26 protein-coding genes are annotated in these 24,544 nt (G+C 68.3%); 10 read left to right on the plus strand and 16 right to left on the minus strand.

The genetic code is table 11. The features are described 5' to 3' along the window. Position 1: 1 nt before the first annotated feature. The 3 genes from ABD719_RS02750 to ABD719_RS02760 form a co-directional block, all read right to left on the minus strand. Positions 2-493: a nucleoside deaminase gene (locus ABD719_RS02750; protein ID WP_344691827.1), complete on the minus strand. Its 492-nt coding sequence runs from the start codon at positions 491-493 to the stop codon at positions 2-4. A 91-nt stretch (positions 494-584) separates the two neighbouring features. Beyond that, positions 585-1,574 carry an MBL fold metallo-hydrolase gene (locus ABD719_RS02755; protein WP_344691828.1) on the minus strand — a complete coding sequence of 330 codons (990 nt, stop codon included), beginning with the start codon at positions 1,572-1,574 and terminating at the stop codon, positions 585-587. A 28-nt stretch (positions 1,575-1,602) separates the two neighbouring features. Continuing rightward, positions 1,603-1,785: a PaaI family thioesterase gene (locus ABD719_RS02760; protein WP_344691829.1), complete on the minus strand. Its 183-nt coding sequence runs from the start codon at positions 1,783-1,785 to the stop codon at positions 1,603-1,605. A 140-nt stretch (positions 1,786-1,925) separates the two neighbouring features. Here ABD719_RS02760 and ABD719_RS02765 point away from each other — a divergent pair, with 140 nt between their 5' ends. Further along, positions 1,926-2,255: a hypothetical protein gene (locus ABD719_RS02765; RefSeq protein WP_344691830.1), complete on the plus strand. Its 330-nt coding sequence runs from the start codon at positions 1,926-1,928 to the stop codon at positions 2,253-2,255. Between the two features lie 25 nt (positions 2,256-2,280). Here the strand turns inward: ABD719_RS02765 and ABD719_RS02770 are convergent, their stop codons facing one another. Beyond that, entirely contained in the window at positions 2,281-4,263 is a 1,983-nt protein-coding gene (locus tag ABD719_RS02770) for a PAS domain-containing hybrid sensor histidine kinase/response regulator (protein ID WP_344691831.1), read from the minus strand. Beyond that, positions 4,264-5,790: an ATPase domain-containing protein gene (locus tag ABD719_RS02775; RefSeq protein ID WP_344691832.1), complete on the minus strand. Its 1,527-nt coding sequence runs from the start codon at positions 5,788-5,790 to the stop codon at positions 4,264-4,266. It lies immediately after the preceding gene. Between the two features lie 165 nt (positions 5,791-5,955). Here ABD719_RS02775 and ABD719_RS02780 point away from each other — a divergent pair, with 165 nt between their 5' ends. From ABD719_RS02780 to ABD719_RS02790, 3 genes are all read left to right on the plus strand, one after another. Then, complete coding sequence (locus tag ABD719_RS02780; protein ID WP_344691833.1) at positions 5,956-6,969, plus strand: ligase-associated DNA damage response exonuclease; 1,014 nt, start codon at positions 5,956-5,958, stop codon at positions 6,967-6,969. 86 nt (positions 6,970-7,055) lie between these two features. After that, entirely contained in the window at positions 7,056-7,325 is a 270-nt protein-coding gene (locus ABD719_RS02785) for a hypothetical protein (RefSeq protein WP_344691834.1), read from the plus strand. Continuing rightward, positions 7,322-7,591: a hypothetical protein gene (locus ABD719_RS02790; protein ID WP_344691835.1), complete on the plus strand. Its 270-nt coding sequence runs from the start codon at positions 7,322-7,324 to the stop codon at positions 7,589-7,591. The genes ABD719_RS02785 and ABD719_RS02790 overlap by 4 nt, the downstream gene beginning before the upstream one ends. Here ABD719_RS02790 and ABD719_RS02795 read toward each other — a convergent pair. Beyond that, positions 7,588-8,472, minus strand: coding sequence for an SPOR domain-containing protein (locus ABD719_RS02795; RefSeq protein ID WP_344691836.1), 885 nt, complete (start codon positions 8,470-8,472; stop codon positions 7,588-7,590). The two genes, ABD719_RS02790 and ABD719_RS02795, sit on opposite strands and share 4 nt — an antisense overlap. Positions 8,473-8,733: 261 nt before the next feature. Here ABD719_RS02795 and ABD719_RS02800 point away from each other — a divergent pair, with 261 nt between their 5' ends. Both ABD719_RS02800 and ABD719_RS02805 read left to right on the plus strand, forming a co-directional pair. After that, positions 8,734-9,414, plus strand: coding sequence for a PEPxxWA-CTERM sorting domain-containing protein (locus ABD719_RS02800; protein WP_344691837.1), 681 nt, complete (start codon positions 8,734-8,736; stop codon positions 9,412-9,414). 154 nt (positions 9,415-9,568) lie between these two features. Further along, complete coding sequence (locus tag ABD719_RS02805; protein ID WP_344691838.1) at positions 9,569-11,209, plus strand: S10 family peptidase; 1,641 nt, start codon at positions 9,569-9,571, stop codon at positions 11,207-11,209. Between the two features lie 123 nt (positions 11,210-11,332). On the opposite strand, the gene rpoN is transcribed toward ABD719_RS02805, so the two are convergent. From rpoN to ABD719_RS02830, 5 genes are read right to left on the minus strand one after another with little or no spacing between them, the layout of a single operon-like run. Continuing rightward, positions 11,333-12,799 (minus strand): RNA polymerase factor sigma-54, encoded by a 1,467-nt coding sequence (gene rpoN, locus ABD719_RS02810; protein ID WP_344691840.1) that lies wholly within the window; start codon positions 12,797-12,799, stop codon positions 11,333-11,335. 42 nt (positions 12,800-12,841) lie between these two features. Continuing rightward, entirely contained in the window at positions 12,842-13,642 is an 801-nt protein-coding gene (gene lptB / locus ABD719_RS02815; RefSeq protein WP_344691841.1) for an LPS export ABC transporter ATP-binding protein, read from the minus strand. Between the two features lie 11 nt (positions 13,643-13,653). Next, on the minus strand, positions 13,654-14,199 hold the full coding sequence (locus tag ABD719_RS02820; RefSeq protein ID WP_344691842.1) for an LptA/OstA family protein: 546 nt from the start codon (positions 14,197-14,199) through the stop codon (positions 13,654-13,656). Between the two features lie 6 nt (positions 14,200-14,205). Further along, positions 14,206-14,841, minus strand: a complete 636-nt coding sequence (gene lptC / locus ABD719_RS02825; RefSeq protein ID WP_344691843.1) for an LPS export ABC transporter periplasmic protein LptC — start codon at positions 14,839-14,841, stop codon at positions 14,206-14,208. Then, positions 14,834-15,454: a ribonuclease D gene (locus ABD719_RS02830; protein WP_344691844.1), complete on the minus strand. Its 621-nt coding sequence runs from the start codon at positions 15,452-15,454 to the stop codon at positions 14,834-14,836. The genes lptC and ABD719_RS02830 overlap by 8 nt, the downstream gene beginning before the upstream one ends. 322 nt (positions 15,455-15,776) lie before the next feature. Between ABD719_RS02830 and ABD719_RS02835 the strand changes: the two genes are divergently transcribed. Next, positions 15,777-16,679 carry a cold-shock protein gene (locus ABD719_RS02835; RefSeq protein WP_344691845.1) on the plus strand — a complete coding sequence of 301 codons (903 nt, stop codon included), beginning with the start codon at positions 15,777-15,779 and terminating at the stop codon, positions 16,677-16,679. Positions 16,680-17,343: 664 nt separating this feature from the next. Further along, a complete protein-coding gene (locus tag ABD719_RS02840; RefSeq protein WP_344691846.1) occupies positions 17,344-18,384 on the plus strand; it encodes a patatin-like phospholipase family protein in 1,041 nt (346 codons plus the stop codon). A 4-nt stretch (positions 18,385-18,388) separates the two neighbouring features. Here ABD719_RS02840 and ABD719_RS02845 read toward each other — a convergent pair whose 3' ends face one another. From ABD719_RS02845 to ABD719_RS02855, 3 genes are all read right to left on the minus strand, one after another. After that, entirely contained in the window at positions 18,389-19,351 is a 963-nt protein-coding gene (locus ABD719_RS02845) for a 2-hydroxyacid dehydrogenase (protein WP_344691847.1), read from the minus strand. A gap of 70 nt (positions 19,352-19,421) precedes the next feature. Beyond that, on the minus strand, positions 19,422-20,087 hold the full coding sequence (gene tmk / locus ABD719_RS02850; protein WP_344691848.1) for a dTMP kinase: 666 nt from the start codon (positions 20,085-20,087) through the stop codon (positions 19,422-19,424). After that, on the minus strand, positions 20,084-20,398 hold the full coding sequence (locus ABD719_RS02855) for a chorismate mutase (protein WP_344691849.1): 315 nt from the start codon (positions 20,396-20,398) through the stop codon (positions 20,084-20,086). The genes tmk and ABD719_RS02855 overlap by 4 nt, the downstream gene beginning before the upstream one ends. Positions 20,399-20,497: 99 nt before the next feature. Between ABD719_RS02855 and ABD719_RS02860 the strand changes: the two genes are divergently transcribed. Then, entirely contained in the window at positions 20,498-21,508 is a 1,011-nt protein-coding gene (locus ABD719_RS02860; RefSeq protein WP_344691850.1) for a polyprenyl synthetase family protein, read from the plus strand. A gap of 35 nt (positions 21,509-21,543) precedes the next feature. Here the strand turns inward: ABD719_RS02860 and ABD719_RS02865 are convergent, their stop codons facing one another. Further along, positions 21,544-22,041, minus strand: coding sequence for a hypothetical protein (locus tag ABD719_RS02865; RefSeq protein WP_344691851.1), 498 nt, complete (start codon positions 22,039-22,041; stop codon positions 21,544-21,546). A 59-nt stretch (positions 22,042-22,100) separates the two neighbouring features. On the opposite strand from ABD719_RS02865, the gene ABD719_RS02870 reads away from it, so the two are divergent. Then, entirely contained in the window at positions 22,101-23,438 is a 1,338-nt protein-coding gene (locus tag ABD719_RS02870; RefSeq protein WP_344691852.1) for a hypothetical protein, read from the plus strand. A gap of 1 nt (position 23,439) precedes the next feature. Here ABD719_RS02870 and ABD719_RS02875 read toward each other — a convergent pair whose 3' ends face one another. Further along, a complete protein-coding gene (locus tag ABD719_RS02875) occupies positions 23,440-24,396 on the minus strand; it encodes a cation diffusion facilitator family transporter (protein ID WP_344691853.1) in 957 nt (318 codons plus the stop codon). Positions 24,397-24,544 lie beyond the last annotated feature (148 nt).

Below are 24,544 nucleotides of genomic sequence, written 5' to 3' on the forward strand. Positions count from 1 at the left end.
CCTACAGATTGGCCTGTTCGTCGGCAGGCAGATCGTCGTCGGGGTGGTAATAGAGCGTCGCGCACTCATCGCGCAGGCATCCGCCCTCGATGACGAGGTCGTCGCGATAGGCCTTGCGCACGAAATCGAGCGTGTCGACATGCCGCGTCTCGAAATACATCGGATGCACGTCGGCCGCCCCGGCGCCGTAGACGACGCGCCCGACCTTGGACCAGATCGACGCCATCGTGCACATCCCGCAGGGTTGCAGCGTCGAATACAGGGTCGCGCCGCGCAGCTCCATTTCGCCCGTTCCCTCGCAGGCGCGGCGGATCGCCATCATCTCCGCATGGGCGGTGGCATCGGGCAGGTCCTGGGTCTGGTTGCGCTCGGCGGCGAGCACCTTGCCGTCCAGCACGATCACCGCGCCGAGCGGGGACGATGCCGGGTCCGATCCCTTCGAGCGGGCGACCTCGATCGCCATGCGCATCCATTTCTCGTCGTCTTCGGTCATCGCTACCTCCGGCACGGGGAACGCAGCGGGCGCCGACATGGTCCGCCCCGTCCTATCTCCATGAAAAGATATCGATTTCACCTGCCGGTCGCTAAGTGTCTGTCCAGTCGTACACGCCCCCCGGATGCGCGGCGACGAAGCGGCGGGGCGGAATGCCGGCGGCGGACAGGGCGGTGGCCAGCGCCAGCCGCGGTGCCTCGCGCGCCTCGTCAGTCAGCTGGAAGGTACCCCAATGGATACCCAGCGCCTGCTTCGCCGCCACGTCGCGGAAGATGCGAACCGCCTCGGCCGGATCGACATGCTGTTCGGCCATGAACCATCGCGGTTCATAGGCGCCGATCGGGATCAACGCCATGTCGGGCGCCGCCAGCCGCGCCTTGATATCCGCAAATAGCCGGCCGTCGCCATAGCCGGTGTCGCCCGCGAACCAGATCGTGCCGACAGGCGCCGTCAGATGGTGCCCCGCCCACAACGCCATGCGCACGTCGGAGGGCCAGCGGTTCGCCCAGTGATGGGCCGGTGTCAGCGTGGTCGATATCCCGCCGCCCAGGTCCAGCCGTTCCCACCAGTCGCCGACGATGCATCGTGCATCGGGAATCGCGGCGCGCACGATCGCATCGTTGCCCAGCGGCATCGCCATCAGCGGCGCATGGACGGCCTGCAACCGGCGCAGCGTCGCGATGTCCATATGATCGTAATGGCAATGACTGAGCAGCACGACGTCGATCGGGGGCAGATCCGCAAAGGCGATGCCGGGCGCGGTCACCCGCGTCGGTCCGGCGAAGCGGAACGGGCTGGCCCGCTGCGACCATACCGGATCGGTCAGGATGTTGACCCCCGCCACCTGGATCAGCAGCGACGCATGGCCGACCATGGTGACGCGGATGCCCGGCACCCGCGCCGCCGGTACCGCCGGCGTCACCGGCACCATCGTCGGCCAGCGTTGCGCCGCCCCTGCCAGCTTCCAGCGCAGCATGTCGCGCAGCCCCCGCCCGGTCGCCGGCTGATCGGGGTTGAAGAAGCGGACGCCATCGAAATGGTCGCTCGGCGGGCCGGCGTAATAGCGGTTCCTCGTCACCATATCAGGGGTAGCGGGTCGGGTGCGGCGGTCAATCCGGCAGCGCGAAAACGAGCAATGTCGATGTCGCCGAGGCACATAGCCGGCCCTTGCCATCGCGCAGCGTCGCCTCGGCAAAGGCGACGCGGCGGCCGATCGACACCACCCGGCCCGCCGCCCGCATCGCCTGCAATTGCGCCGGCCTGTCGATCGCGGGATGTTGGTGGGTGGGCATCGGTCATTCTCCCAGGTGCGGCCGGTTGGGCGGGGGACGGATGATGCGCTTGATGATCTGGTACGGGATCAATGGCTTGCGATGGGCCGTCCGCTATGGATAAATCGCCGATCCGTATCAATCAGCCCGGAAACGCAAGGATGACGAACAACACGTCGCACGCCGATTCCTCCTTCAGGCAGGATACCCATCCGCAACCCGATGCACAGGGGCAGGCGGCCCTGCTGCTGATCGAAAGCCTGATCCACAGCCTGCTCGACAATGGTGCCCTGACCAAACCCCAGGCGCTGGAGGCCATCGACAGCGCGATGCAGGTCAAGCAGGAGAGCGCCGTCGAGGAAAAGGAGCCGACGCATACCCTCCGTCGGTCGCTGGCCCTGCTGGGTAACATGCAGCAGAGCATCGAGGCCCATTCCGGGCGCTACGATCCGTCGACCCAGGCGGGACCGCAGGTGGCGCAGCCGGGGTAGAGGACCCGATACCGGCTGCCGCCAATCAGTTGATCGCCCGCAGCGTGGTGGCGGCAGCGGGCGGGGCGGGGCGCAACAGGTCGTCGACCCTGCTGGCGAGATCGACCTGCCGGAACGGTTTTGCCAGCCGTGCGACATCGGCGGGCACATCCTCCCCCGCGGCGGCATAACCGGTGACGAGCAGCGCGGGCATGGCATGGCCGCCGCCGCGCAGTTCCTGGATCAATTGGCCGCCGGTCATGCCGGGCATCAGGTAATCGCTGACCAGCACGTCCGCTTCCGCGCCCGCGCGCACCGCCGCCAGCGCCTGCGACCCCGATCCCATCTCGATCACCGTATAGCCGATGTCGCGCAGCATGTCGGCGGTGGCGGCGCGGACCAGATCCTCGTCATCGACCAGCAATACCGTCGCCGCGCGTCGCGCCGCGACCGGCTCGGCGGGGCGTTCGCCCGGATCGGCGGCGGGCTCGTCGGTCGCGGGCAGCCACAATTCGACGGCGGTGCCGGCGCCCGGTTCGCTCGACAGCGCCAGCGTGCCGCCGGACTGGGCGGCAAGACCGTGGATCATCGACAGGCCAAGGCCGGTGCCCTTGCCCACGCCCTTGGTCGAGAAGAACGGCTCGGTCGCCCGCGCCAGTGTCGCCTTGTCCATGCCGACACCCGTGTCGGCGGCGACGAGACGTACATAGGTGCCCGGCTTCAGCCCCGGCGGGCCGCCGCGATCGACGATGCTGTCGGTGACGGACAGCGTCAACGTGCCGCCGCCCGGCATCGCGTCACGCGCATTGATCGCCAGATTCAGCAGCGCGAGTTCGAGCTGGTTGGGGTCGACCCGTGCCCGCGCCAAATGCCGGGGCACATCCAGCACGACCCGGATCGAGGGGCCGAGCGAGCGACGGATCAGGTCGACGATCCCGTCGATCAGCGCGCCGATATCGACCGCGCGGGGTTGCAGCGCCTGTCGCCGCGCGAACGCCAGCAACCGCTGCGTCAGCGTCGCCGCGCGTTCCGCCGCCTGTAGCGCACCGCCGACCATCCGCTGCGTCCGCTCATCGTCGCGGTGGCGACGGCGGACAAGGTCGAGACTGCCGACGATCGGCGTCAACAGGTTGTTGAAATCATGTGCGACACCGCCGGTCAGCTGGCCGATCGCATCCATCTTCTGCGCCTGCAACAGCTGCGCGTCGGCATCCTTGCGGTCGGTGATGTCGGAGACGACGCCGGTCATCCGCACCGCGACGCCGCCCGCGTCGTACCGGACACGGCCCCTGGCGACGATCCAGCGATGCTGGCCCGTGGCGGAAATGATGGCGCATTCGATATCCAGTGAGCCGGTTTCCCTCGCGCGGTCAAACGCGGCGGATACCGTGTCGCGCTGCGCCGGATCGACATGACCCAGAAATGTGTCGACGTTCCAGTCCGGCAATGCCCTGGTATAGCCGAAGATCTCATCATGGCGCAGCGTCCGTCGTGCGGCACCGGTCGTCAGGTCGATATCCCAGCTGCCCATGCCGGCGGCCTCCAGCGCGATTTCCAAACTGTCGCGCGCCGCCGCCAGTTCCTGTGTCCGCTCGACCACCGCGCGTTCCAGCGTGTCGGCCGCGTCGCGCACCTCATATTGCCGCGCCCGTGCCTTCAGCGCGGATTGCACGGCGCCCAGCATCGCCTCCGCGTGCAGTGGCCGTTCCAGCAGCACCACGTTGCCCAGCGCATCGAGCCGCCTTGTGGCGACCGCCGGTCGCGGCCCCCGGGCGCCATTCGCCAGCACCACGAACGGCACATCCGCCCAGGCCGGTTGCGCCGCCACCCAGGCGGACAGTTCGGTCATGTCGCCGATCGTCAGCGCTTCCTCGGTCACCAGCACGACGCCCGCGCCGTCGCGCAGCTGGTCGACCAGCACCGTCTGATCGGGGCAGATGTCCGCCGGGATGCCATGACGGCCCAGCAGATCCGCCGCGATCGCCGCATCCCGGCCGCGCGGCGCCAGGATCAGGACGCGTTCGGGCATCTAGCGCTGCGCATCCAGTGTGCCGATCTGGCTGGCCATCAGCGTCTTCCCCTCGCCGGAGAAAGTGGGCACCCCGGTCAGCACGCCCTGGAACTGGCGCAGCGGTTCGCCGAGCTGCAGACCATGACTGCCGATCTGGAATTCCCGGATGGTGCGTTCGTGCCTGGCGGTGCGCGTCTTGATGACCGAGATCGCCTGCCGCACCTCGCCATGCGCCTCGAAATAGCGGAGCTGGACGACGGTATCCGACAGATAGCTGAGATCGACGTCGGACCGGATATCGCCCATCACCCCGTGCAGCCCCAGGATCAGCAGGCTGACGACGCCCTTCTGCCCCAGATAGGTCAGCATCTCGTGCATCTGGAGCACCAGGAACTGTTCGTTGGGCATCGATTGCAGATACGCGTTCAGGCTGTCGATGACGACGACGCTGGCGCCCTGTTCCTCCACCACGGCGCGAACCGCGCCGGCGAATTCCCCCGGCGACATTTCGGCGGGATCGACCGCGCGCAGGTCGAGCTGGCCACTCTCGATATAGGCGTCCAGATCCATGCCCAGTGTCCGGCTGCGCGCCAGCAGCGTCGGCAGCCGTTCGTCGAACAGGAAATAGGCGGCCTTCTCGCCCCGCTTCAGCGCGGCCAGCATGCATTGCACGGTCGAGGTCGTCTTGCCGACGCCCGCCGGCCCGGTCAGCAGCGTCGAGGTGCCGGGCACCAGCCCGCCGCCCAGCAGCGCGTCGAGCGCCGTCGACCCGGTCGATACCGCCGGCCCCGCCTCCTGCGTCGCATGGTCGGACGCGACGAGGCGCGGATAGATGCACAGGCCGCCGCGCTCGATCTCGAAATCGTGATAGCCGCCGCGATAGCGCACGCCGCGCATCTTCACGACATGCATCCGGCGCCGCTGCGCGCCGAACCCGGACAGCGTCTGTTCGAGCGAGATGACGCCGTGCGCGATACTGTGCAGCTGGAGGTCGCTGCCGCTACCGCTCTTGTCGTCGAGGAACAGGACCGTGCATTGCCGGGTCGAAAAGAAGTGCTTGAGGGCGAGGATCTGGCGGCGGTAGCGGATCGGGCTCTGCGCCAGCAGCCGCAGTTCGGACAGGCTGTCGAGCACGACCCGGTTGGGGCGCAGTTCATCGACCTTCGCCATCACGTCGCGGATCGTCTCGCCCAGTTCCACCTCGCTGGGGTGGAACAGCGTCTGTTCCTGATCCTCGCCCAGCCCGTCGGCGGGCACCATCTCGAACAGGTTCAGGGCGTCGAGCGTCCAGCCGTGCGTCGCGGCGACCGCGCGCAGTTCGACCTCGGTTTCGGCCAGCGTGACGTACAGCCCCGTTTCCCCGATCGCCGCACCCGCCAGCAAGAACCCGAGGCCCAGCGTGGTCTTGCCGGTGCCCGGCGTCCCTTCGACCAGATACATGCGGTGGGGGGTCAGTCCGCCGTTCAGGATATCGTCCAGCCCGGCGATCCCGGTGAGCGCCGGGCCGACGGGTGCGGCTGACAGCGAGGCGTCCGATGCCGACAATGCGTCTTTCCTCTCCTGGCCACGGCTGGGCGCCGGGCAGATATACGGGGTCTTATGACGCGCCCGGTTCGGCTTGTCGCGATATAAGAGTCTGTTCGTAAACGGTCCGTCGGCAAATCATCGGCCTGGATTGATCTTCCTGGCCCCGTGCCGCGTTGACCGGGCATGGCGAAACTGGGCGACTGGATCGAACCGCATCCGCACGGCATCTATGTCCGCCCCGCCGATGCGTGGGTCGATCCGTCCGAACCCGTGCCCCGCGCGCTGGTGACCCATGGCCATGCCGATCACGCGCGCGGCGGGCACGACCGGGTCTGGGCGACACCGGAAACGCTGGCGATCATGGATGCGCGCTATGGCCCGCAGACCGGGGTGCCGGTCGCCTATGGCGAGACGATCCGGCTGTCCGATGGCAAGGGGGGCGAGGTCGATGTCGGTTTCGTGCCTGCGGGCCATGTGCTGGGATCGGCGCAGATCGTGCTCGACCACCGTGGCGAACGGGTGGTGGTGTCCGGCGACTACAAGCGCCGCCCTGACCCGACCTGCGCCGCCTTCCAGCCGGTTAAATGCGACGTGTTCGTCACCGAGGCGACGTTCGCGCTGCCGGTGTTCCGCCATCCCGACACCGGCGACGAGATCGACAAGCTGATCACGCGGCTCCACGCCAATCCCGATCGCTGCATCCTGGTCGGCGCCTATGCGCTGGGCAAGGCGCAGCGGGTGATCGCCGAGCTTCGCGACCGCGGCCACGATGCGCCGATCTATACCCATGGCGCGCTCGCCCGGTTGTGCGCGCTCTATGCCGATCACGGCGTCCGGCTGGGCGAACTGATCCCGGTGGCGGACGTGCCGAAGGCGGCGATGGCGGGGCATGTCGTGATGTGCCCGCCCGGCGCGCTCAACGACCGCTGGTCGCGGCGGCTGCCCGATCCGATCACCGCGATGGCATCGGGCTGGATGCGGGTACGCCAGCGCGCCGTACAGAAGAATATCGAGCTGCCGCTGATCCTGTCCGACCATGCCGACTGGGACGAGCTGACCGAAACGTTGGCCGAAATCGCGCCGAAGGAGGTGTGGGTGACGCACGGGCGCGAGGAGGCGCTGGTCCACTGGTGCATGACCCGCCAGATCAAGGCGCGCGCGCTGGCGCTGGTGGGGTTCGAGGACGAGGACGATTGACGACGGTGACCGGAAGGGCAGGGCCCTTGCCGAGGGAACATCGTCCGCACTCCTGCGCTTCATCGCTCCTGCCGAAGGAGTATGTCATGGCCGATGCCCTGCTGATCGATCCCGCCACCGTGTTCGACAATGTCGACGAACGTCGCGTCGAATTTTCCGCCAGCGCCGATACGGACGAGTACGCCTTCGCCGCGCAATACGACCTGATCGAGGCGCTCGCCGCCGAGGTGCCGGACGACCGCGCGGTGGCGCTGTTCCACCGTCACGAGGGGCAGATCATGGATCTGGCGGCGGTGGCGCTGGCGCGCGATCCCGATCAGGCGATCATCGTCGTCAGCGAGAACGATCTGGCATGATCGATCCGGCGACGATCGACTGGCGGATGAGCGCCGCGCTGGAGAATGTGCCGCGCGGCGACAGCGAAGTCGCCGCGGTCACCAGTCTGGACCATGCGGTGCGCGAATGGCTGCGCCTCGATGGTGAATTGCAGGCGGAGGCGCTGCTGACCCCCGAACGTCCGGTGACGATCGACGGCGAGGATATCGTGGCCTTTGCCGGCATGGCGATCCGGGCGCTGGTGGCACGTCTGCCGGATCATAATGACGAGGGTACTGCGGCCTAGCGCCGGGCGGTGACCGGCATGCAGTCGAACCCGCCGGCCGCCGCCGCGGCGCATAGCCGGATCGCTCCCGCCCGGTCGTCCGCCGCCCCGACCTGCACCCGCACCAGCGGCTTGCCTGGCACCGGCTGGTAGATCGGGCTGTATCCGCCCAGCGAGGGTACCCGTGTCGTCGCGCGTGCCCAGGCCGCTTCTGCCGCCGCCTGCCCGGTGAACGCACCGATCTGGATACGCCATGCCGACGCGGTGGGCGTGGCGGCCGCCATCACTGCGGGTGCGGGTGCCGTGGCTGGCGCCGATGCCGGCTCGGGCGCCGATGCCGCTGTCCTCGACGTGGATGCAATGGCCATTCGCGGCGCGACGACCGGTCGTTCCAGTTGTTCGAGGGCCGTCACCGCGAAACCCGGCAGGGCGGCGGCGGGGGTGGCGGCGACCCGTTCCACCACCTCCGCCGCGGCCGCGCAAAAGCCCCGCTGCGCGGCGGGATCGGCGAAGAAATTGTACAATTGCGTCATATGCCGGTCCAGCGCACCGCGTTCCGCACCGTACCGGGTCTTTTCGGCAGCGTAGGCGGTGGCCAGCACCGCCTTCCGCTCGATCAGCAGCGCATTGTAGCGGGTGACGATGCCGGCCCCTGCCGGTCCCTGGCCACAGCCGAGCGCAGCGACATTGAGCGCGGCGCGCAGATGCCACAGCGCCTCCTCGTCCCCCAGTCCGCTGTTGATCGTGGGTGGCGGTGGTGGTGGCGGTGTTGCGGGGGTCGGTGAGGGTTCCGGCGCCGGCGCCGGTGGCGTCGGCCGTTCCCGGTGCCCGCAACCGACCAGCATCGTGGCAACCGCCGCAGCAGCCATCCATTCACCGATCCGTCGTGTCATCCTCGTCATCGCGCCTCCGTAAAGGAGCGGCGGCGTTCGGCAAAGGTCGCCTGTATCATCGGATCGTAAGCGCGCTGCGAGAGTAATCAGCAAATAGTAAACGATCATGGTTAATGATAATTTAGCTATAGATCGTCCCGACATGATCCATCCCAAATGGGGACAGCAGTTGTTCTGGCTTGTCTTGGGGAAAGAGGCGAAAAGCAGGGCACGGCATTGGACCCCGAAACTTCGGGAGATGCAGGCAACATTGCTACGGGAACCGCCATCATGAAAAACATCGCTATCATCGCCGCTGCCATCACCGGTTTTGCTGCCATGCCCGCCCACGCCGTCACGCTGGTCGGCACCAACGGATCGACCGCCGTGTTTGCGCAGTCGGCCAACGGCGCGCAATATAACTTCGAAAGCGCGACGACGGGCAATATCGGCGATCCCGCCGGTTTCCTGCGTACCGGCGGGCAGATGATGATCGACAGCGCCCAGAACGTCGCCGCCAACCCGTTCGGTGCCCCTGCCGGCAACAGCTACCTCTATATCTCCACGGGTGGCACGTCGGTGATCCGCTCGGTGGCGGCCGGCATCACCGGCTATCAGGCGGTATCGTTCTACATCGGGTCGATCGACTGGGGGAACACGGTGGACGTGCTCGACCTGGGCGGCAACCTGCTCCGCTCGTTCAACGGCGCCCAGATGACCGCGCCCGCCTCACCCAGCGGCAACCAGGCTTTCCCGCTCACCAACCGTCTGCTCACCTTCACCGCGGATGCGGGCGAACTGATCGGCGGCGTGCGCTTCACCTCCAGCGTCGACTCGCTGGAAGCGGACAACATCAAGTTCACCGCCGCGGTGCCGGAACCAGCCACCTGGGCGATGATGCTGGTCGGTTTCGGCATGGTCGGTGCCACCGCGCGCTATCGCCGCCGCAAGAGCAACGTCGCCTTCGCCTGATCGCTTCGACTTCCCGAAGCGTTCGTCGGGAAAGGGTCGTCGGCATCGCGCCGGCGGCCCTTTTTCCGATTCGGGTCAGCGGTGATGACGCGCTTGCCAAACGCCGCTGATCGCGGGAACAAGGCAGTATCCACCATCCGGGGAATTGCCGATCGTGCGCCTGTCCTTTCTCGCCCTTGCCCTGCTGTCCACCGCCACACCTGCCCTGGCGCAGGACGCCAAACCCGCTGCGCCCGCGAAATCCCATGCCGAGATGGTGAAGCAGGAGGCGGAAGCCGGCTGGGCCACCGCGCCCGTCGCGGAACAGGAAGTGACGCACCGCGATACCGTCACGGTCGGCAGCCGGCGGCTGCCCTATACCGAGTCCGCCGGGACGCTCACGATCCGCGATATCGAGGGCAAGCCGACCGCCAGCATGTTCTACACCGCCTATACGCTCGACGGGACGAAGCCCGGCACCAGGCGGCCGGTGACGTTCTTCTACAATGGCGGGCCGGGCAGTCCCAGTTTCTGGCTGCGCATGGGATCGTTCGCGCCGATCCGCATCCGCACCACCAACCCGGAATTCATCCGCCCCGCCCCCTATGACGTCGGCCCCAATCCCGACACGCTGCTCGACAAGACCGACATGGTCTTTCTCGACGCGATCGGCACCGGTTATTCGCGGCCGCTGGGCGATATGAAGCCGTCCGATTTCTACGGCACCGACGAGGATGCCGACGCCTTCGCCAAGGCGATCCTGCGCTACGCCACCAAGTTCGGGCGCTGGAGCAGCCCCAAATTCCTGTTCGGCGAAAGCTATGGCACGCTGCGCTCCGGGGCGCTCGCCTATCAGTTGCAGGAACGGGGCATGGCGCTGAACGGTGTCGTGCTGTTGTCGTCGATCATGAACTATGGCTATCGCCAGCCGGGGCTGGATCAGGTCTATCTGAACTATCTGCCCAGCTATGCCGCGACCGCCTGGTATCACAATCGCCTGCCCGATCGCCCCGCCGATGTCGCCACCGCCGTCGCGCAGGCACGCGCCTTCGCGAACGGGCCGTATATGGTCGCGCTCGCCAAGGGGCAGTCGATCTCCGACGCGGAACGCGACTCGATCGCGTATCAGATGAGTCGGCTGATCGGCCTCAGCCCCGATTACATCAAGCGCGCCAACCTGCGCATCGACCTGCCGCGTTTCCAGAAGGAATTGCTGCGCGGGCAGGCGCGCACGATCGGCCGGTTCGATTCGCGCTATACCGGGATCGACACCGACGCGGCGGGGGAGCGGCCGGAGACGGACGCATCGTCCGATGCGATCTCGGGTGCGTACATCGCCTCGTTCACCGATTATCTGACCGGCACGCTGAAGTACAAGACCGAGCTGCCCTATCGCCTGTCGGCGCGCGACGCGGCGGGCTGGACATGGAACTGGAAGCACGATGCGCCGGGCCGTGGCGGCGGCGGTGGCCAGAACAACCCGAACACCGCGATCGACCTGGCCGCCGCGATGCGCGCCAATCCGTATCTCAAGGTCCTGTCGATGAACGGCTATTACGACATGGCGACACCGTTCTTCGGCACCGAAAACGATCTCGGCCATATGATGCTGGAACGCCCGCAACAGGCGAACCTCGCCTTCACCTATTACCCCGCCGGGCACATGACCTATCTCAACCCCGACGCACTTCGCCAAATGAAGGTCGACCTGTCACGTTGGTACGACGACGCGATCAGCGACGCCCGCTCCTCCACCCCGCCGGTGCCGCCGACCAGCGCGGCGGCGGCAGGACCGGCGGCGGCGGGACCGAACTGAGAGGGCGTAACCCCGATTTTCATCTGATCCATCGTTGCGAGCGTAGCGAAGCAATCCAGGGTTTTGCCCGGTGCGCTGGATTGCGTCGCTACGCTCGCAATGACGATGTGTTTTGGCCTGCGCTCACCCGCCCCCCAGCGTCCGCGCCCGGCGGCGCTGGACCGAGCTGCCGATCCCCAGCGCCTCGCGATACTTCGCGACGGTGCGGCGGGCGATGTCGAAGCCCCTGGCCTGCAACTGTTCGACCAGCGTATCGTCGGACAGGATCGCGGCGCCTTCGCCCGCGATCAGGGCGCGGATCGCGCTCTTCACCGCCTGTGCCGACACCGCATCGCCGCCGTCGGTCGCCTGAATCGCGCTGGTGAAGAAGTATTTCAGTTCGAACATTCCGCGCGCGCAGGACAGATATTTGTTGCTGGTGACGCGGCTGACAGTCGATTCGTGCATCTCGATCGCGTCCGCGATCTGGCGCAACGTCATCGGTTTCAGGTGCGTCACGCCGTGGCGGAAGAAGCCTTCCTGCTGCTTCACGATCTCGGTCGCGACGCGGACGATGGTGCGCTGCCGCTGGTCGAGCGCCTTGACCAGCCAGGTCGCGCTGGCGAGGCAGTCGGACAGCCACGCCTTCGACGCCTTGTCCTGCGGGCCGTGCGCCAGTTGCGCATGATAGCGGCGGTTGACGAGCACGCGGGGCAGGGTGGCGCCGTTCACCTCGATCGCCCAGCCATGGCCTGCCGCGCGCACGAACACGTCGGGCACCACCGCGCGCGACGCCTCGCCCCCGTACCGGCAACCGGGCTTGGGATCATAGCCGCGCAGTTCGCGGATCATGTCGGCCATGTCCTCGTCGTCGACATTGCACAGTCGCCGCAGCCGCGCGACGTCGCCGCGTGCCAGCAGGTCGAGATTGGCGATCAGCTTCGCCATGCAGGGATCGTATCGATCCGCCTCCTTCGCCTGCAACGTCAGGCATTCGGCCAGATCGCGCGCGCCGACGCCGGTGGGGTCGAAGGTCTGGATCGTCGCCAGCACCGCCTCCACCCGCATCTGCGCCACGCTCAGCCGGCTCGCGATGTCGAGCGTCGATCCGGTCAGATAGCCGGCGTCGTCGATCTGGTCGATCAGGTGCTGCGCGATGAACAGGTCGGCCGCCGCCACCGCCGGCCCCGCCTGCGCCAGCAGATGATCGGCGAGGCTCAGGCTGGTGTCGGCGAAACTGTCGAGGTCGGGGCCATCCTCGGGTGCCGCGCCGCCGCTCCCCGCGATCGCGCCATCGAACCCGCCGCCGCCATCGGCTACCGAATCCTGTTGATGGCTCTCGGTCGCGTAATCGATGTCGAGCGGATCGGCGGCGGCGGTGCCCGTGACGAGTTCATCGGCCGCCGCCGGCTCCTCGCGTTCGGGCCGTTCGGGTTTCACCACCTCGTCGGTCTGCGTCGCCTCCAGCAGGGGGTTGCGCTCCACCTCCTCGGCGATGAACCCCTCGATCTCCAGATTGGACAGCGTCAGCAGCTTGATCGCCTGCTGCAACTGCGGCGTCATCACCAGCGACTGCGACTGGCGCAGGTCGAGACGCGGCGCGAGGCTCATGACGGCGGGCGGGGGAAAGGACTGCGCCGCATCGCCATCACCCTAGAGGGAGAAGGTTTCGCCGAGATAAAGCCGCCGCACATTCGCATCGGCGACCAGTTCGGCCGGGCTGCCGGAGAACAGCACCCGCCCGTCATAGATGATGTACGCGCGGTCGACGATATCCAGCGTCTCGCGGACATTGTGGTCGGTGATCAGCACGCCGATGTCGCGTCGCTTCAGGTCACGCACCAGATCGCGGATGTCGGCGATCGAGATCGGGTCGATGCCCGCGAACGGCTCGTCCAGCAGCATGATCGACGGATCGGCCGCCAGCGCGCGCGCGATCTCCGCCCGGCGCCGCTCGCCACCCGACAGCGCCATCGCCGGTGCCGCGCGCAGCCGGGTCAGGCCGAACTCGTCGAGCAGCCGGTCGAGCTTGGCGGTGCGCGCCGCCGGGTCCGGCTCCGACAGTTCAAGCACGGTCAGGATGTTCTTCTCGATCGACAGGCCACGGAAGATCGAGGTTTCCTGCGGCAGATAGCCCAGCCCCAGGATCGCGCGCCGGTACATCGGCAGGCCGGTGATATCCTCGCCGTCCAGCATGATCCGGCCCGAATCGGGCTTCACCAGCCCCATCACCGAATAGAAGCAGGTCGTCTTGCCCGCGCCGTTGGGGCCGAGCAGCCCGATCACCTCGCCCCGCCCGACCGAGACTGACACGTCGGTCAGCACGGTGCGCTTGTCGTAGGATTTGGCGATCGACACCACCTGCAGGCCATGCGCCACCGGCGGTTCGGCCAGCGGCGGGACGCTTGCGGGGGTGCTGTCGGGGAGGGGGGCAGGGGCGTCAGGAGCGTTCATCGACCTGTCCCTCAGTTGCGCTGGGGGACGGAGAAGGTGCCCGTCACCCGGCCGCCGCGCGACGGGGTGACGCCGCCGGTTCCGGTCGCGCCGCCGCTGCCGCCCGCCACCGACGATCCGTCGATCACCGCGCGGCCGGTGTCGAGGTTGATCGTCAGCCGCCCGCCATTCACGGTGTTGCCACCACCCTGTGTCAGGCTGACCCCGCCCAGCATCGTGATGACGCGGCGGTTGAGGTCGTAGATCGCATATTGGCTTTTCGCGGTCTGGTCCGGCCGGCGTACCGTGACCCCGCCCGAGGCGTCCAGCCGCGATACCTGTGGGCTGCCGCCGACGACCTGGCCGGTATAGGCCACCGTCATCCGCGTCGCGTTCAGCGTCATCTCCGCCTGTTTGACCGACACGTTGCCGGATAGAACCGCGCGATTCGCCTTGTCCTGCAATTCGATATGGTCCGCGCCGAAATCGATCGGTGCGTTGGTGTCATGCCGCTGCTGCGCACCCGCAAGGGCCGAAACGGCGATCAGGCCGGGGACGAGAAGGGCAGGGATGCGCATGGCGGGCTATTTCGCCCCTCCCGGCACGAACCGCAAGCGGGCATTGCCGTCGAGCGTGACGGTGCGCGCCTCCAGGTCGGCGCGCATCCGGTTGCCGCTGAAATTCCCCTGCGGCACCGTGCCGGTCACCGCGCCCGCGCTCTGCATCCGCCGTGATTCGAGATCGACGGTGGCGTTGCTGGTGTCGAGGCGATAGCCGCCCGCCGCGCGCACCGCGATCGGCCCCTCCAGCGTCACCCGCTGCGTGTCCATGTCGTAATGGCCCTGCCCCGCCACGACGCGGGCGGGACCGTCGGTCAGCTGGATGCCGGCGGACAGGTCGCGCAACTGCACCACCGGTTCGGCCGAGCTGCGCTGGATCGCGGAGCCGGCGTCCAGTTCGAACGGCTGGCCCTTCGTATCCTGACCCCGGTATCGCGCCGACTGGATCTTCATCCGTTCATGCGCCACCTCGACCTTGTTCTTGTCGAGGACGAACGATACGTCGCCCACCGCGGTCAGCGGCGCCATGACGAGGAAGGCGGACAGGATGCCGATCCCGGTCGGCAACGCCACGCGCATCACCGCGACGAGGCGGTCGTGCCGGCTGCCCGGCGCCGCCCATTCCTCGCGGGCCGTGCGCGGACGCGCGGGATCAGGCATGGGCGAAGATGTCCTGCTCCGGCCAGCCGGCCAGATCGAGCGCGGCGCGGACCGGCAGGAAATCGAAGCATGCCTGCGCGATCGCCAGCCGTCCCTCGCGCGCCAGCCGGCGCTCCAGTTCTTCTTTCAATCGGTGGAGATGACGCACGTCGGAGGCGGCATATTCCTTCTGCGCGTCGGACAGCACCGGCCCGCCCCAGTCGGACGATTGCTGCGCCTTGGACAGTTCCTGCCCCAGCAGTTCGCGCACCAGTTCCTTCAGGCCGTGGCGATCGGTATAGGTACGGATCAGCCGCGACGCGATCTTGGTGTCCCAGGCGGGGCCGGCGACGACCCCCAGATAATGCTGGATCGCCGCGATATCGAACCGGCCGAAATGATATAGCTTCAGCCGCGCCGGATCGGCCAGCACCGCCCGCAGTTCGGGTGCGGCATAATCGCTGCCGGGGCCGAATCGCACCAGATGCTCGTCCGGCCCGCCGTCCGACAGCTGCACCACGCACAACCGGTCGCGCGGGGTGATGAGGCCCATCGTCTCGGTATCGACGGCGATGCTGGCACCGGGCGCGAACAGGCCGGCGGGGATGTCTTCCTCGTGGAAATATACGGTCATAGTACGGCCGTAGCCGCTGGCGCCGCTCCGCTCAATGGCGACGCTCGAAGGCGGGGCACCTTGACCGGCGCCCTATGACGGGCGTCGTGGCGGGCGGCCATGATCCATGCTGTGCCGTTACGGCCACGCCCCGCCGCTTTTTTCGCGCGGGGCGGCGTGATCCTGCCACAATGATGACGAATTCGTTCGCAGGGGTTCGGCAAATCGGTTATGCGTTCGAGTAAGCGCAAAAGGTTTTCGCGCTAAAGACCGTGAGCACTTCGTCCGGCTCGTGTTCTTGATAAAGTATCATACGGGCGAACCGGGAAGACGAACAGGGCTTATGGGTTTCGATAAAGGCGGCCGCGGCAACCGTGGCGGACGTGGTCGCGACAAGCGTGACAGCTTCGGTGGCGACGAATTCGGCGGCGGCAGCAGCTTCGGCGGCGGTGATCGCGGCGGCTTCGGCGGCGGCGGCAGCAGCTTCGGCGGCGGCGATCGTGGCGGCTTCGGCGGCGGCGGCAGCAGCTTCGGCGGTGGTGACCGCGGCGGCTTCGGCGGCGGTGGCGGCGGCGGTGGTTACCGCGGCGGCGGCGGCGGTGGCGGCGGCTTTGGTGGCGGCGGCGGTGGTTTCGGCGGCGGCGGTGGCGGCGGTGGCCGCGGCATGCCCCCCCAGGTCGTCGGCGAGGGCACCGGTGTCGTCAAGTTCTTCAACGCGCAGAAGGGCTTCGGCTTCGTCGTTCGCGATGACGGCGGCGAGGACGTGTTCGTGCACATCTCCGCCGTCGAGCAGGCGGGTCTGGCCGGTCTGGCCGAGGGTCAGCCGCTCGGCTTCACCCTGGTCGATCGCGGTGGCCGCATCTCGGCGACCGAGCTCAAGATCGATGGCGAGCCGATGGCCGTCACCGATCGTGCGCCCCCGCGCGAGCCGCGTGAAGGTGGCTTCGGCGACCGTGGCCCCCGTCAGGGTGGTGGCGATCGCGGCGGCTTCGGCGGCGCGCCGGGTGGCGCACCGCAGCGTCAGCTGACCGGTGAGAAGGCGACGGGCACCGTCAAGTTCTTCAACGCGATGAAGGGCTTCGGCTTCATTCAGCGCGACGATGGCCAGCCCGATGCGTTCGTGCACATCTCGGCCGTCGAGCGCGCCGGTATGGCAAGCCTGAACGAGGGCGATCGCCTTCAGTTCGAAATCGAGGTCGATCGTCGCGGCAAGTACGCCGCCGTCAACCTGGCGCAGGGCAGCTGATCCTAGCGATCCTGTTCTAGCCACGCGGCCCGCCCGGCATCCAGCCGGGCGGGCCGTTTGCGTTTTCGGGGATGGCGGCGCGACCATCGACCGGTCGCAGCGGATGGTCATGAGTGGCTTCGCTGCAATGGGGATGGCCGCAAATGGCTGGCGGCAGATGGCCTTCATAAAGCGAAGGCGCTGACCGGCAGCCGCCATGCGTCATCCGACCGGACGGCGCCCCTTGCCAACATCATCCATATGCTCCGGAGCAGGCCTGCGCCGTGCCGGATATCGAAAGCTGCCGTAGGTCATTGCAGATATTTGCCGATCGTCTGCCGGAGCGAGGCATGATGGCATGAAACCCACTCAGTCGTTGCGAGCGTGGCGAAGCAATCGCGTCACGCGCAGGACCTTAGATTGCGTCGTTGCGCCAGCAACGACGAGAAGGGCAGCCCACGCCATCGCGCCCTCACATATCAACAATCTTGGCCGCGTGATGTGACGTACCCGGCGATCGTCACCCCGATCCGTATCGCCGCGTGATTTCCGGCTCCGGCCTCCGACGATAACGTTCCATGTTGCACTGCATCCAAAACAGGGGCCGCTCGTTAGGGCCGCAACGGATATGAACCCGCGCGCGCTGCCGCCCCATCGGTGTCGCGACGGACAAAGGAACGCCGCCATGACTGATATCGTCACCCCCATCGCCCGCCCGCGACTTGCCCTGGCGCTTCAGGGCGGCGGCGCTCACGGCGCCTATGGATGGGGTGTGCTGGATCGTCTGCTCGACGAGGATGTCGAGATCGTTGCGGTCAGCGGTGCGAGTGCGGGGGCGCTGAACGGCTGCGCGCTCGTCGCCGGGCTGGCGGACAGTGGCCGGGACGGGGCACGCGCCGGCCTCGAACGGCTGTGGCGCGCGGTATCGCGAAGCTCGCCGTTGCAGGCGTTCGATCTGGAATGGGGTGGGCCACTGTTCGAGCCATGGTTCCGCCGCTCGCTGGAGGTGAGCAAGCTGTTCGGCCGCTACATCGCGCCCTTCGCCCCGCACATCCGCGACATGCGTGCGCTGCGCCAGGTGGTGTCGTCGAGCATCGACCTGTCGGCACTGACTCGCCCGGCGGCGTTGCCGCTCTATATCGCGGCCACCAGGGTATCGAATGGCGCGGCCCGCCTGTTCGACAATGACGCCATCGATCTCGACGCGATCATGGCCTCCGCCTGCCTGCCCGAACTGTTCGCGGCGGTGGAGATCGATGGCGAGGACTATTGGGACGGCGGCTTTTCCGCCAACCCCGCGCTCGAACCACTGATCTTCGAAGGGCATGGCGCCACCGATCTGCTGGTCGTGCAGATCACCCCGTTCGCGGTCGAGGACGTGTCCTCGACGCTCACCGGGATCATGGGGCGGATGAGCGATATCGGTTTCAACGCCTGTCTGCTCCGCGACCTGAAGGCGCTGACGCAGGTGCAGGCGATCGCCCGCGATGCCCATTCGCGCGATCCGGGAATGCAGGCGCTGGCGGCGACCAACCTGCACATGATGGCGGCGGCGCCGGAACTGGCGCAGCGCGGCGGTGCCAGCAAGATCGACACACGCTGGTCGCGGATCGAGGAATTGCGCGAACTGGGCCGGGCCACGGCGGAGGCATGGCTGGCCGATCATCGCGGCGAATTCCGCCGGTCCTCCACCCTCACCGATCTGCCCGAAGCGGCAGCGGCCTGACCGGTCAGCGCGGTCCCGCCGGAACGGATACCGGCGACACCGCGCCATGGCCGTCGAACCAGCTGGTCAGGTTGTCGACCACCAATTGCCCCATCGCCGCGCGGGTATCGCGCGATGCCGATCCGATATGCGGCAGCAGCACGACCTGCGACATCGCGCGCAACTCCTCGGGCACGTGCGGTTCGTCCTCGAACACGTCCAGCCCCGCACCGCCGATGGTGCCGTCGCGCAGCGCCGCGACCAAGGCCGCCTGATCGACCACGCTGCCCCGCGCGACGTTGATGAACACGCCCTCGGCACCCAGCGCGGCCAGCACCGCCGCGTCGACCAGATGCCGCGTCGCCGCCCCGCCGGGGACGATCGCGATCAGCACGTCGCACGCCGCCGCCAGCGCGACGGGGCTATCGTGATAGTCATAGGCCACGCCCGCCTGCCGCGTCCGTCCGTGATAGGCGATCGCGACGCCGAATCCCTCCAGCCGCCGCGCCACCGCCTTGCCGATCGCGCCCAGCCCCAACAGGCCGATCCGCCGCCCGCGCAGGGTGGGCGACAGCGGAAACGACCCGTCCGGCCAGTGCCCGTCGCGCACGTACCGGTCCGCCTGCGGTATCCGGCGCAGCGTCGCCAGCAACAGGCCGATCGTTAGGTCCGCCACTTCCTCGTCCAGCACGCCCGGCGTGTTGGTCACCACGATCCCGCGCGCCGCGGCGGCGGCGGCATCGATATTGTCGTAACCGACCCCGAAATTGGCAACGATCTCCAGCGCGGGCAGCGCATCGAACGACGCGGCATCGACCCGGCCCGCCAGCGTACTGACCGCCATGCCCCGAATGCGCGGACCCACGGACGCCAGACAGGCGGCGGGATCGGCCTGCTCCCATAGCCGGTGCAGCACGAAGCGCGCGTCGAGCGCGGCGATCACCGCGTCCGCCATCGGCGCCGGCATCAGGATGTCAGGATCGGTCATCCGCCCCAGATAGGGCGTCCGATGCCGTCAGCCTATATCAACGGGATTGGCAGCCGGGCGTCCTGACTGATCAGGCGATCGCGGCGCGTCCCCGGTGCCATTCGTCCAGCGCCGCGACGGTGCGGGCGCGTACCTCGTCCGGCGTCCCGGTGGCGTCCACCACCACGTGCCGGTCGGGATCGCGCCGCGCCTGATCGAGGAACGAGGCGCGGATGCGGCGATGGAAGTCGAGGTCCAGCGTCTCGAACCGGCCCTCGTCCACCGCGGTGTCGGTCAGCCGCTTGCGGCTGCGTCCCAGCGCGATCGCCGGATCGAGGTCGAGGACGATGGTCAGGTCCGGCCAGACCGCGCCGACCGCAGTGGCATGCAGGTCGCGGATGAAGCGTTCCGCCATCCCCCGCCCGGCGCCCTGATAGGCGATCGTCGATCCGACATAGCGGTCCGAGATCACGAATCGGCCCAGCGCCCGCGTCGGCAGGATCACGCGCCGGACATGCTCCACCCGCGCCGCCGTCATCAGCAGCAGTTCGGCATAGGGGTCCCACGCATCGTCGGTGCCGGACAGGATCAGCGCGCGGATGCGTTCCCCCTGCGGCGTGCCGCCCGGCTCGCGCGTCGCGATCCCCTCGCACCCCAGCGCGTGCAGGTGATCGGTCAGGTAACGGACCATCCCGCTCTTGCCGCAGCCGTCCACCCCCTCCACCGCATAGAAGGCCGCAGGCAAGGCGATGGTCACGCCTGCATCCGGGCGTGGTGGCGGATCACCTCGTCGATGATGAAGCGCAGGAACTTCTCGGAGAATTCGGGATCGAGCTGCGCGTCCGTCGCCAGCCGGCGCAGGCGGGTGATCTGGCGGTCCTCGCGGCCGGGATCGGCAGGGGGCAGGCCGTGTTCCGCCTTGTGCCGCCCCACCGCCTGCGTCACCTTGAACCGTTCCGCCAGCATATGGACCAGCGCGGCGTCGATATTGTCGATCGACTGGCGATACCCGTCGAGCACCGCGTCGGGGGCCAGAGCCATATCGGGGGAAGGCGTGTCGGTCATCATCGGGGCGACTCCTTTTTCACCGCCCCTTTGCGCGACGGAGGGCACGGGGGGCAAGTGGCGGGGTTGCGTTGCGGCGGGGTTGCCGCCACTTGGGGGCCGATGACCGCGACCATCCACCGCCTCGGCGCCAAGCCGCCCTCGCTCGACCCGATGATGGCCCTCGTCACCGGTGACATGAATGCCGTGAACGCGGTGATCCTGGACCGGATGCAGTCGGAAATTCCGCTGATCCCCGAACTCGCCGGTCATCTGATCGCGGGCGGGGGCAAACGGATGCGGCCGATGCTGACGCTCGCGAGCGCACGGCTGATCGGTTATACCGGCAATCGTCACCACCGGCTCGCCGCATCGGTGGAGTTCATCCACACCGCCACGCTGCTGCACGACGACGTGGTCGACGGGTCGGACCTGCGTCGCGGCCGTCGCACCGCCAACATCATCTGGGGCAACCCCGCCAGCGTCCTGGTCGGCGATTTCCTGTTCAGCCGCAGTTTCGAGCTGATGGTGGAGGACGGCAGCCTCAAGGTGCTGAAGATCCTGTCCAACGCCAGCGCCGTGATCGCGGAGGGCGAGGTGAACCAGCTGACCGCCGCGCGCCGCGTCGACCTGGCCGAGGACCGCTATCTCGACATCATCGGCGCCAAGACGGCGGCGTTGTTCGCCGCCGCCTGCCGGATCGCGGCGGTGGTCGCGGAACGGCCCGAGGGCGAGGAGATGGCGCTGGACGCCTATGGCCGCAACCTCGGCATCGCATTCCAGCTGGTCGACGACGCGATCGATTACGTGTCCGACGCGGGTACGATGGGCAAGGATGCGGGCGACGATTTCCGCGAGGGCAAGATGACGCTGCCGGTCATCCTCGCCTATGCGCGCGGCGACGCCGTCGACCGCAAGTTCTGGAAGGACGCGGTCGAGGGCCGGCGCGACAGCGACGAGGATTTCGCCCACGCCATCACCCTCGTCCGCCAGAGCCGCGCGGTCGACGACACGCTGGCCCGCGCCCGCCATTACGGCCAGCGCGCGATCGATGCGATCGCCGGTTTCCCCGCCAGCAAGGCGAAGGACGCGATGGTCGAGGCGGTCGAATTCGCGGTGGCGCGGGCCTATTGAGGTATTGACGGGAGCGGGCCGGACCACGCGATCGATCAGCGCGTCCTGACCGATCGCACCGCCAGTGCCGCGATCGCCACCGCCGCCGCCCCGCAGGCCAGCCACAGCCACCCGATCAGCATGATCGGTCCGATGGGTCGATAGAGCAGCGCGCCGACCGGCCCCACCGACAGTATCTCCGCCCCGAACGATGCCGCCATCGCCAGCGCCGCCATCCCGGCCGGCGCGAACCATGGCGACCGGCGCCCGATCCGAACGATGGCGATCGCCGCGCCGCCCGCCGCCACCAGCATCAGCAAGGCCAGCCCGATCTGCACCATATGCCGGCCGACCCCCGGCAACGCAGCATCGATTCCCGCCACCGCGCCGAACCGCGTATCGCCGATCAGCTCGGCCAGCAGCACCAGATAGACCAAAGTCAGCGTTCGCCATGCCCCGCGCCGCTGCCGCGCCGCCGTGCCCGCATCCCAGTTTGCCGCCGCGGCGAGCGACAGGGCGGCAAGGCCCGCCACCAGCGTCCAATTGATCTGCACCCCGTCCCCGCCTAGCCTGCGCGCCGTGGCCATCGATGCCCACCCGCCTGGAAAATCACGTGCTGCTATACACGATCTATGCGCTCTACACGGCGCTGGCCCTGCTGTCGTTCCGATGGTGCCCGCCACGGACCGCGATCCCGGTGATATTCATGGCCGGCTGGCTGCTGCTGCCGGTCGGGCATTTTCCGCCCGCCGAAATAGTCGGCAGCCTGCCATGGTGGATCGTCGGCCTCGCATTGCCCTCGTCGATGCTCGCGACCAAGGCATGGGTGGCGGCGGGGGCGGCGCTGCTGGCGGGGCTGGTGTTCGACGGCGCGCGGGTGCGGGCATGGCGGCCGCGCTGGATCGACCTGCCGATGGCGCTCTGGTGCCTGTGGCCACTGATCGACGGGCTGGTGGCGGCGAACCCCGCGCCCGCACCATGGCTCGCCTGCCTCTACGTCACCGGCAGTTGGGGGTTGCCATGGCTGATCGGGCGCATCTGGATCGTCGATGCCGCCGATCGCGCCGCCCTGCTGACGGTGATCGTCGGCGCGGGCGCGGTGCTGCTGCCGGTCGCGCTGGTCGAGGGGGTGGCGGGGCCGTTCCTCTACGACGCGCTTTACGGCGCGCATCCGTTCCGCACCGACGGCATGGTCCGGTATGTCGGCTATCGCCCGCTCGCATGGTTCGAGAACGGCAACCAGTACGGCATCTGGATCGCGATCAGCGCGGTGGCGGCGACATGGCTGGCGTTTCTGCGTCGCGGTGGCGTCCGGTCGCGCTGGGCATGGCCGCTGTGGCTGGTGGTGACGGCGATGGCGGTCGCGGCGCAATCGGTCGGGGCGTTGCTACTGGCGGCGGCGGGGATCGCGTTCCTCGCCCTGCGCGGGCGCGCGATCGTGCGGCCGGTGATGATCGCGGGCGTCGCATCGGTCGGGCTGCTGGGGGCGGTCCACCTCAGCGGCATCGTGCCGCTCGAACATATCGCGCGCAATACCACGGTCGGCCAGCAGGTGCTGGGGGCGGTACGCGGCGTCGGCCGGGGGTCGTTCACCTGGCGGCTGTCGCAGGATGCGAAGGTGCTGCCCGCGATCCACGCCGCGCCGCTGACGGGGACGGCGCGGTGGGACTGGTTCCGGCCGTTCGACACGCGGCCCTGGGGGCTGGCGATGCTGATCCTCGGCCAGTTCGGGCTGATCGGGTTGTTGCTGGCATTCGGCGGCGTGATCGTGCCGGCGGTGGCGGTGCTGTTCCGGCGGATCGGCTACGGTGCATGGGCGCGGGACGACGACGCGCTGCCGCTGGCGGTGATCGTGCTGGTGGCGATGGCGGACGCGACGCTCAATTCGTTCGTGTACCTGCCCGCGATCCTGATCGCCGGCGGCATCGCGGTGCGGCCCCGGCAACGCTGATTCAGCAGTCGACCACGCAATCCTCGCCGGTTTCGACCTGCAACGTCGCATGGCCGATCGCGAAGTCCCGGCGCAGCATGTCACGCGCGTCCGCCAGGAACGCGTCGCCCGGCGGCCCGCCGGGCATCAGCAGATGCGCGGTCAGCACCGGTTCGGTGGTCGACATCGCCCAGATGTGCAGGTCGTGCAACCGCGTCACCCCCGGCAGCGCGAGCAGCGCGGCGGCCACCCGGTCGTAATCGATCCCGCGCGGCACGCCGGCCAGCGACAGTTCCACCGTCTCGCGCAGCAGCCCCCAGGTCTGCCAGAAGATCAGCGCTGCGATCACCAGGCTGACGACCGGGTCGATCCATCCGATCCCCGTCGCCCAGATCACGATGCCGGCGATCACCACCCCGGCGGATACCAGCGCATCGGACAGCATGTGCAGGAACGCGCCCCGGATGTTGACGTCGCCGTGCCGCCCGCGCGCGAACAGCCATGCGGTCAGGGCATTGACGAGGATGCCGACCCCCGCGACCGCCGACACCGTCAGCCCGGCCAGCACCGGCGGATCGCCGATCCGCTGCGCCGCCTCCAGCACGATCGCGCCCAGCGCGACCAGCAGGAACAGCGCGTTGAGCAGCGCGGCGAGGATCGTCGACCCCTTCAGGCCATAGGTGAAGCGCTTGGTCGCAGGCTTGCGCGCCAGCGACGCGCCGCCCCACGCCACCGCCAGCCCCAGCACGTCGGACAGATTGTGCCCCGCATCCGCCAGCAGCGCGACCGATCCGGTCCACCACCCTGCACCGCCCTCCGCCAGCACATAGGCGATGTTGAGCGCGATCCCGATCGCGAAGGCGCGGTCGAACGAGGCGGGGGCGTGGTGATGGCCATGCTCATGCCCATGCCCATGCCCGGCATGGCCGTGCCCCTGATGATGCGCATGGCCGTGATCGTGATCGTGCAGGTCGGCCATGTGCTCTCTTTCGCGAACGTCGATCCTGCCAGTAGCTATGACGAGCGCGTTTCCCAAACCCGTTCGCCTTGAGCGTAGTCGAAGGGCGCCTCGCCGAGCGAAGCCGAGGCGCCACGGACGGAACGTCCTCGACGTTGCCAGGACCGGT

Origin of the sequence: Sphingomonas cynarae (assembly GCF_039537815.1) — a bacterium.
Taxonomy (GTDB): Bacteria; Pseudomonadota; Alphaproteobacteria; order Sphingomonadales; family Sphingomonadaceae; genus Sphingomonas; species Sphingomonas cynarae.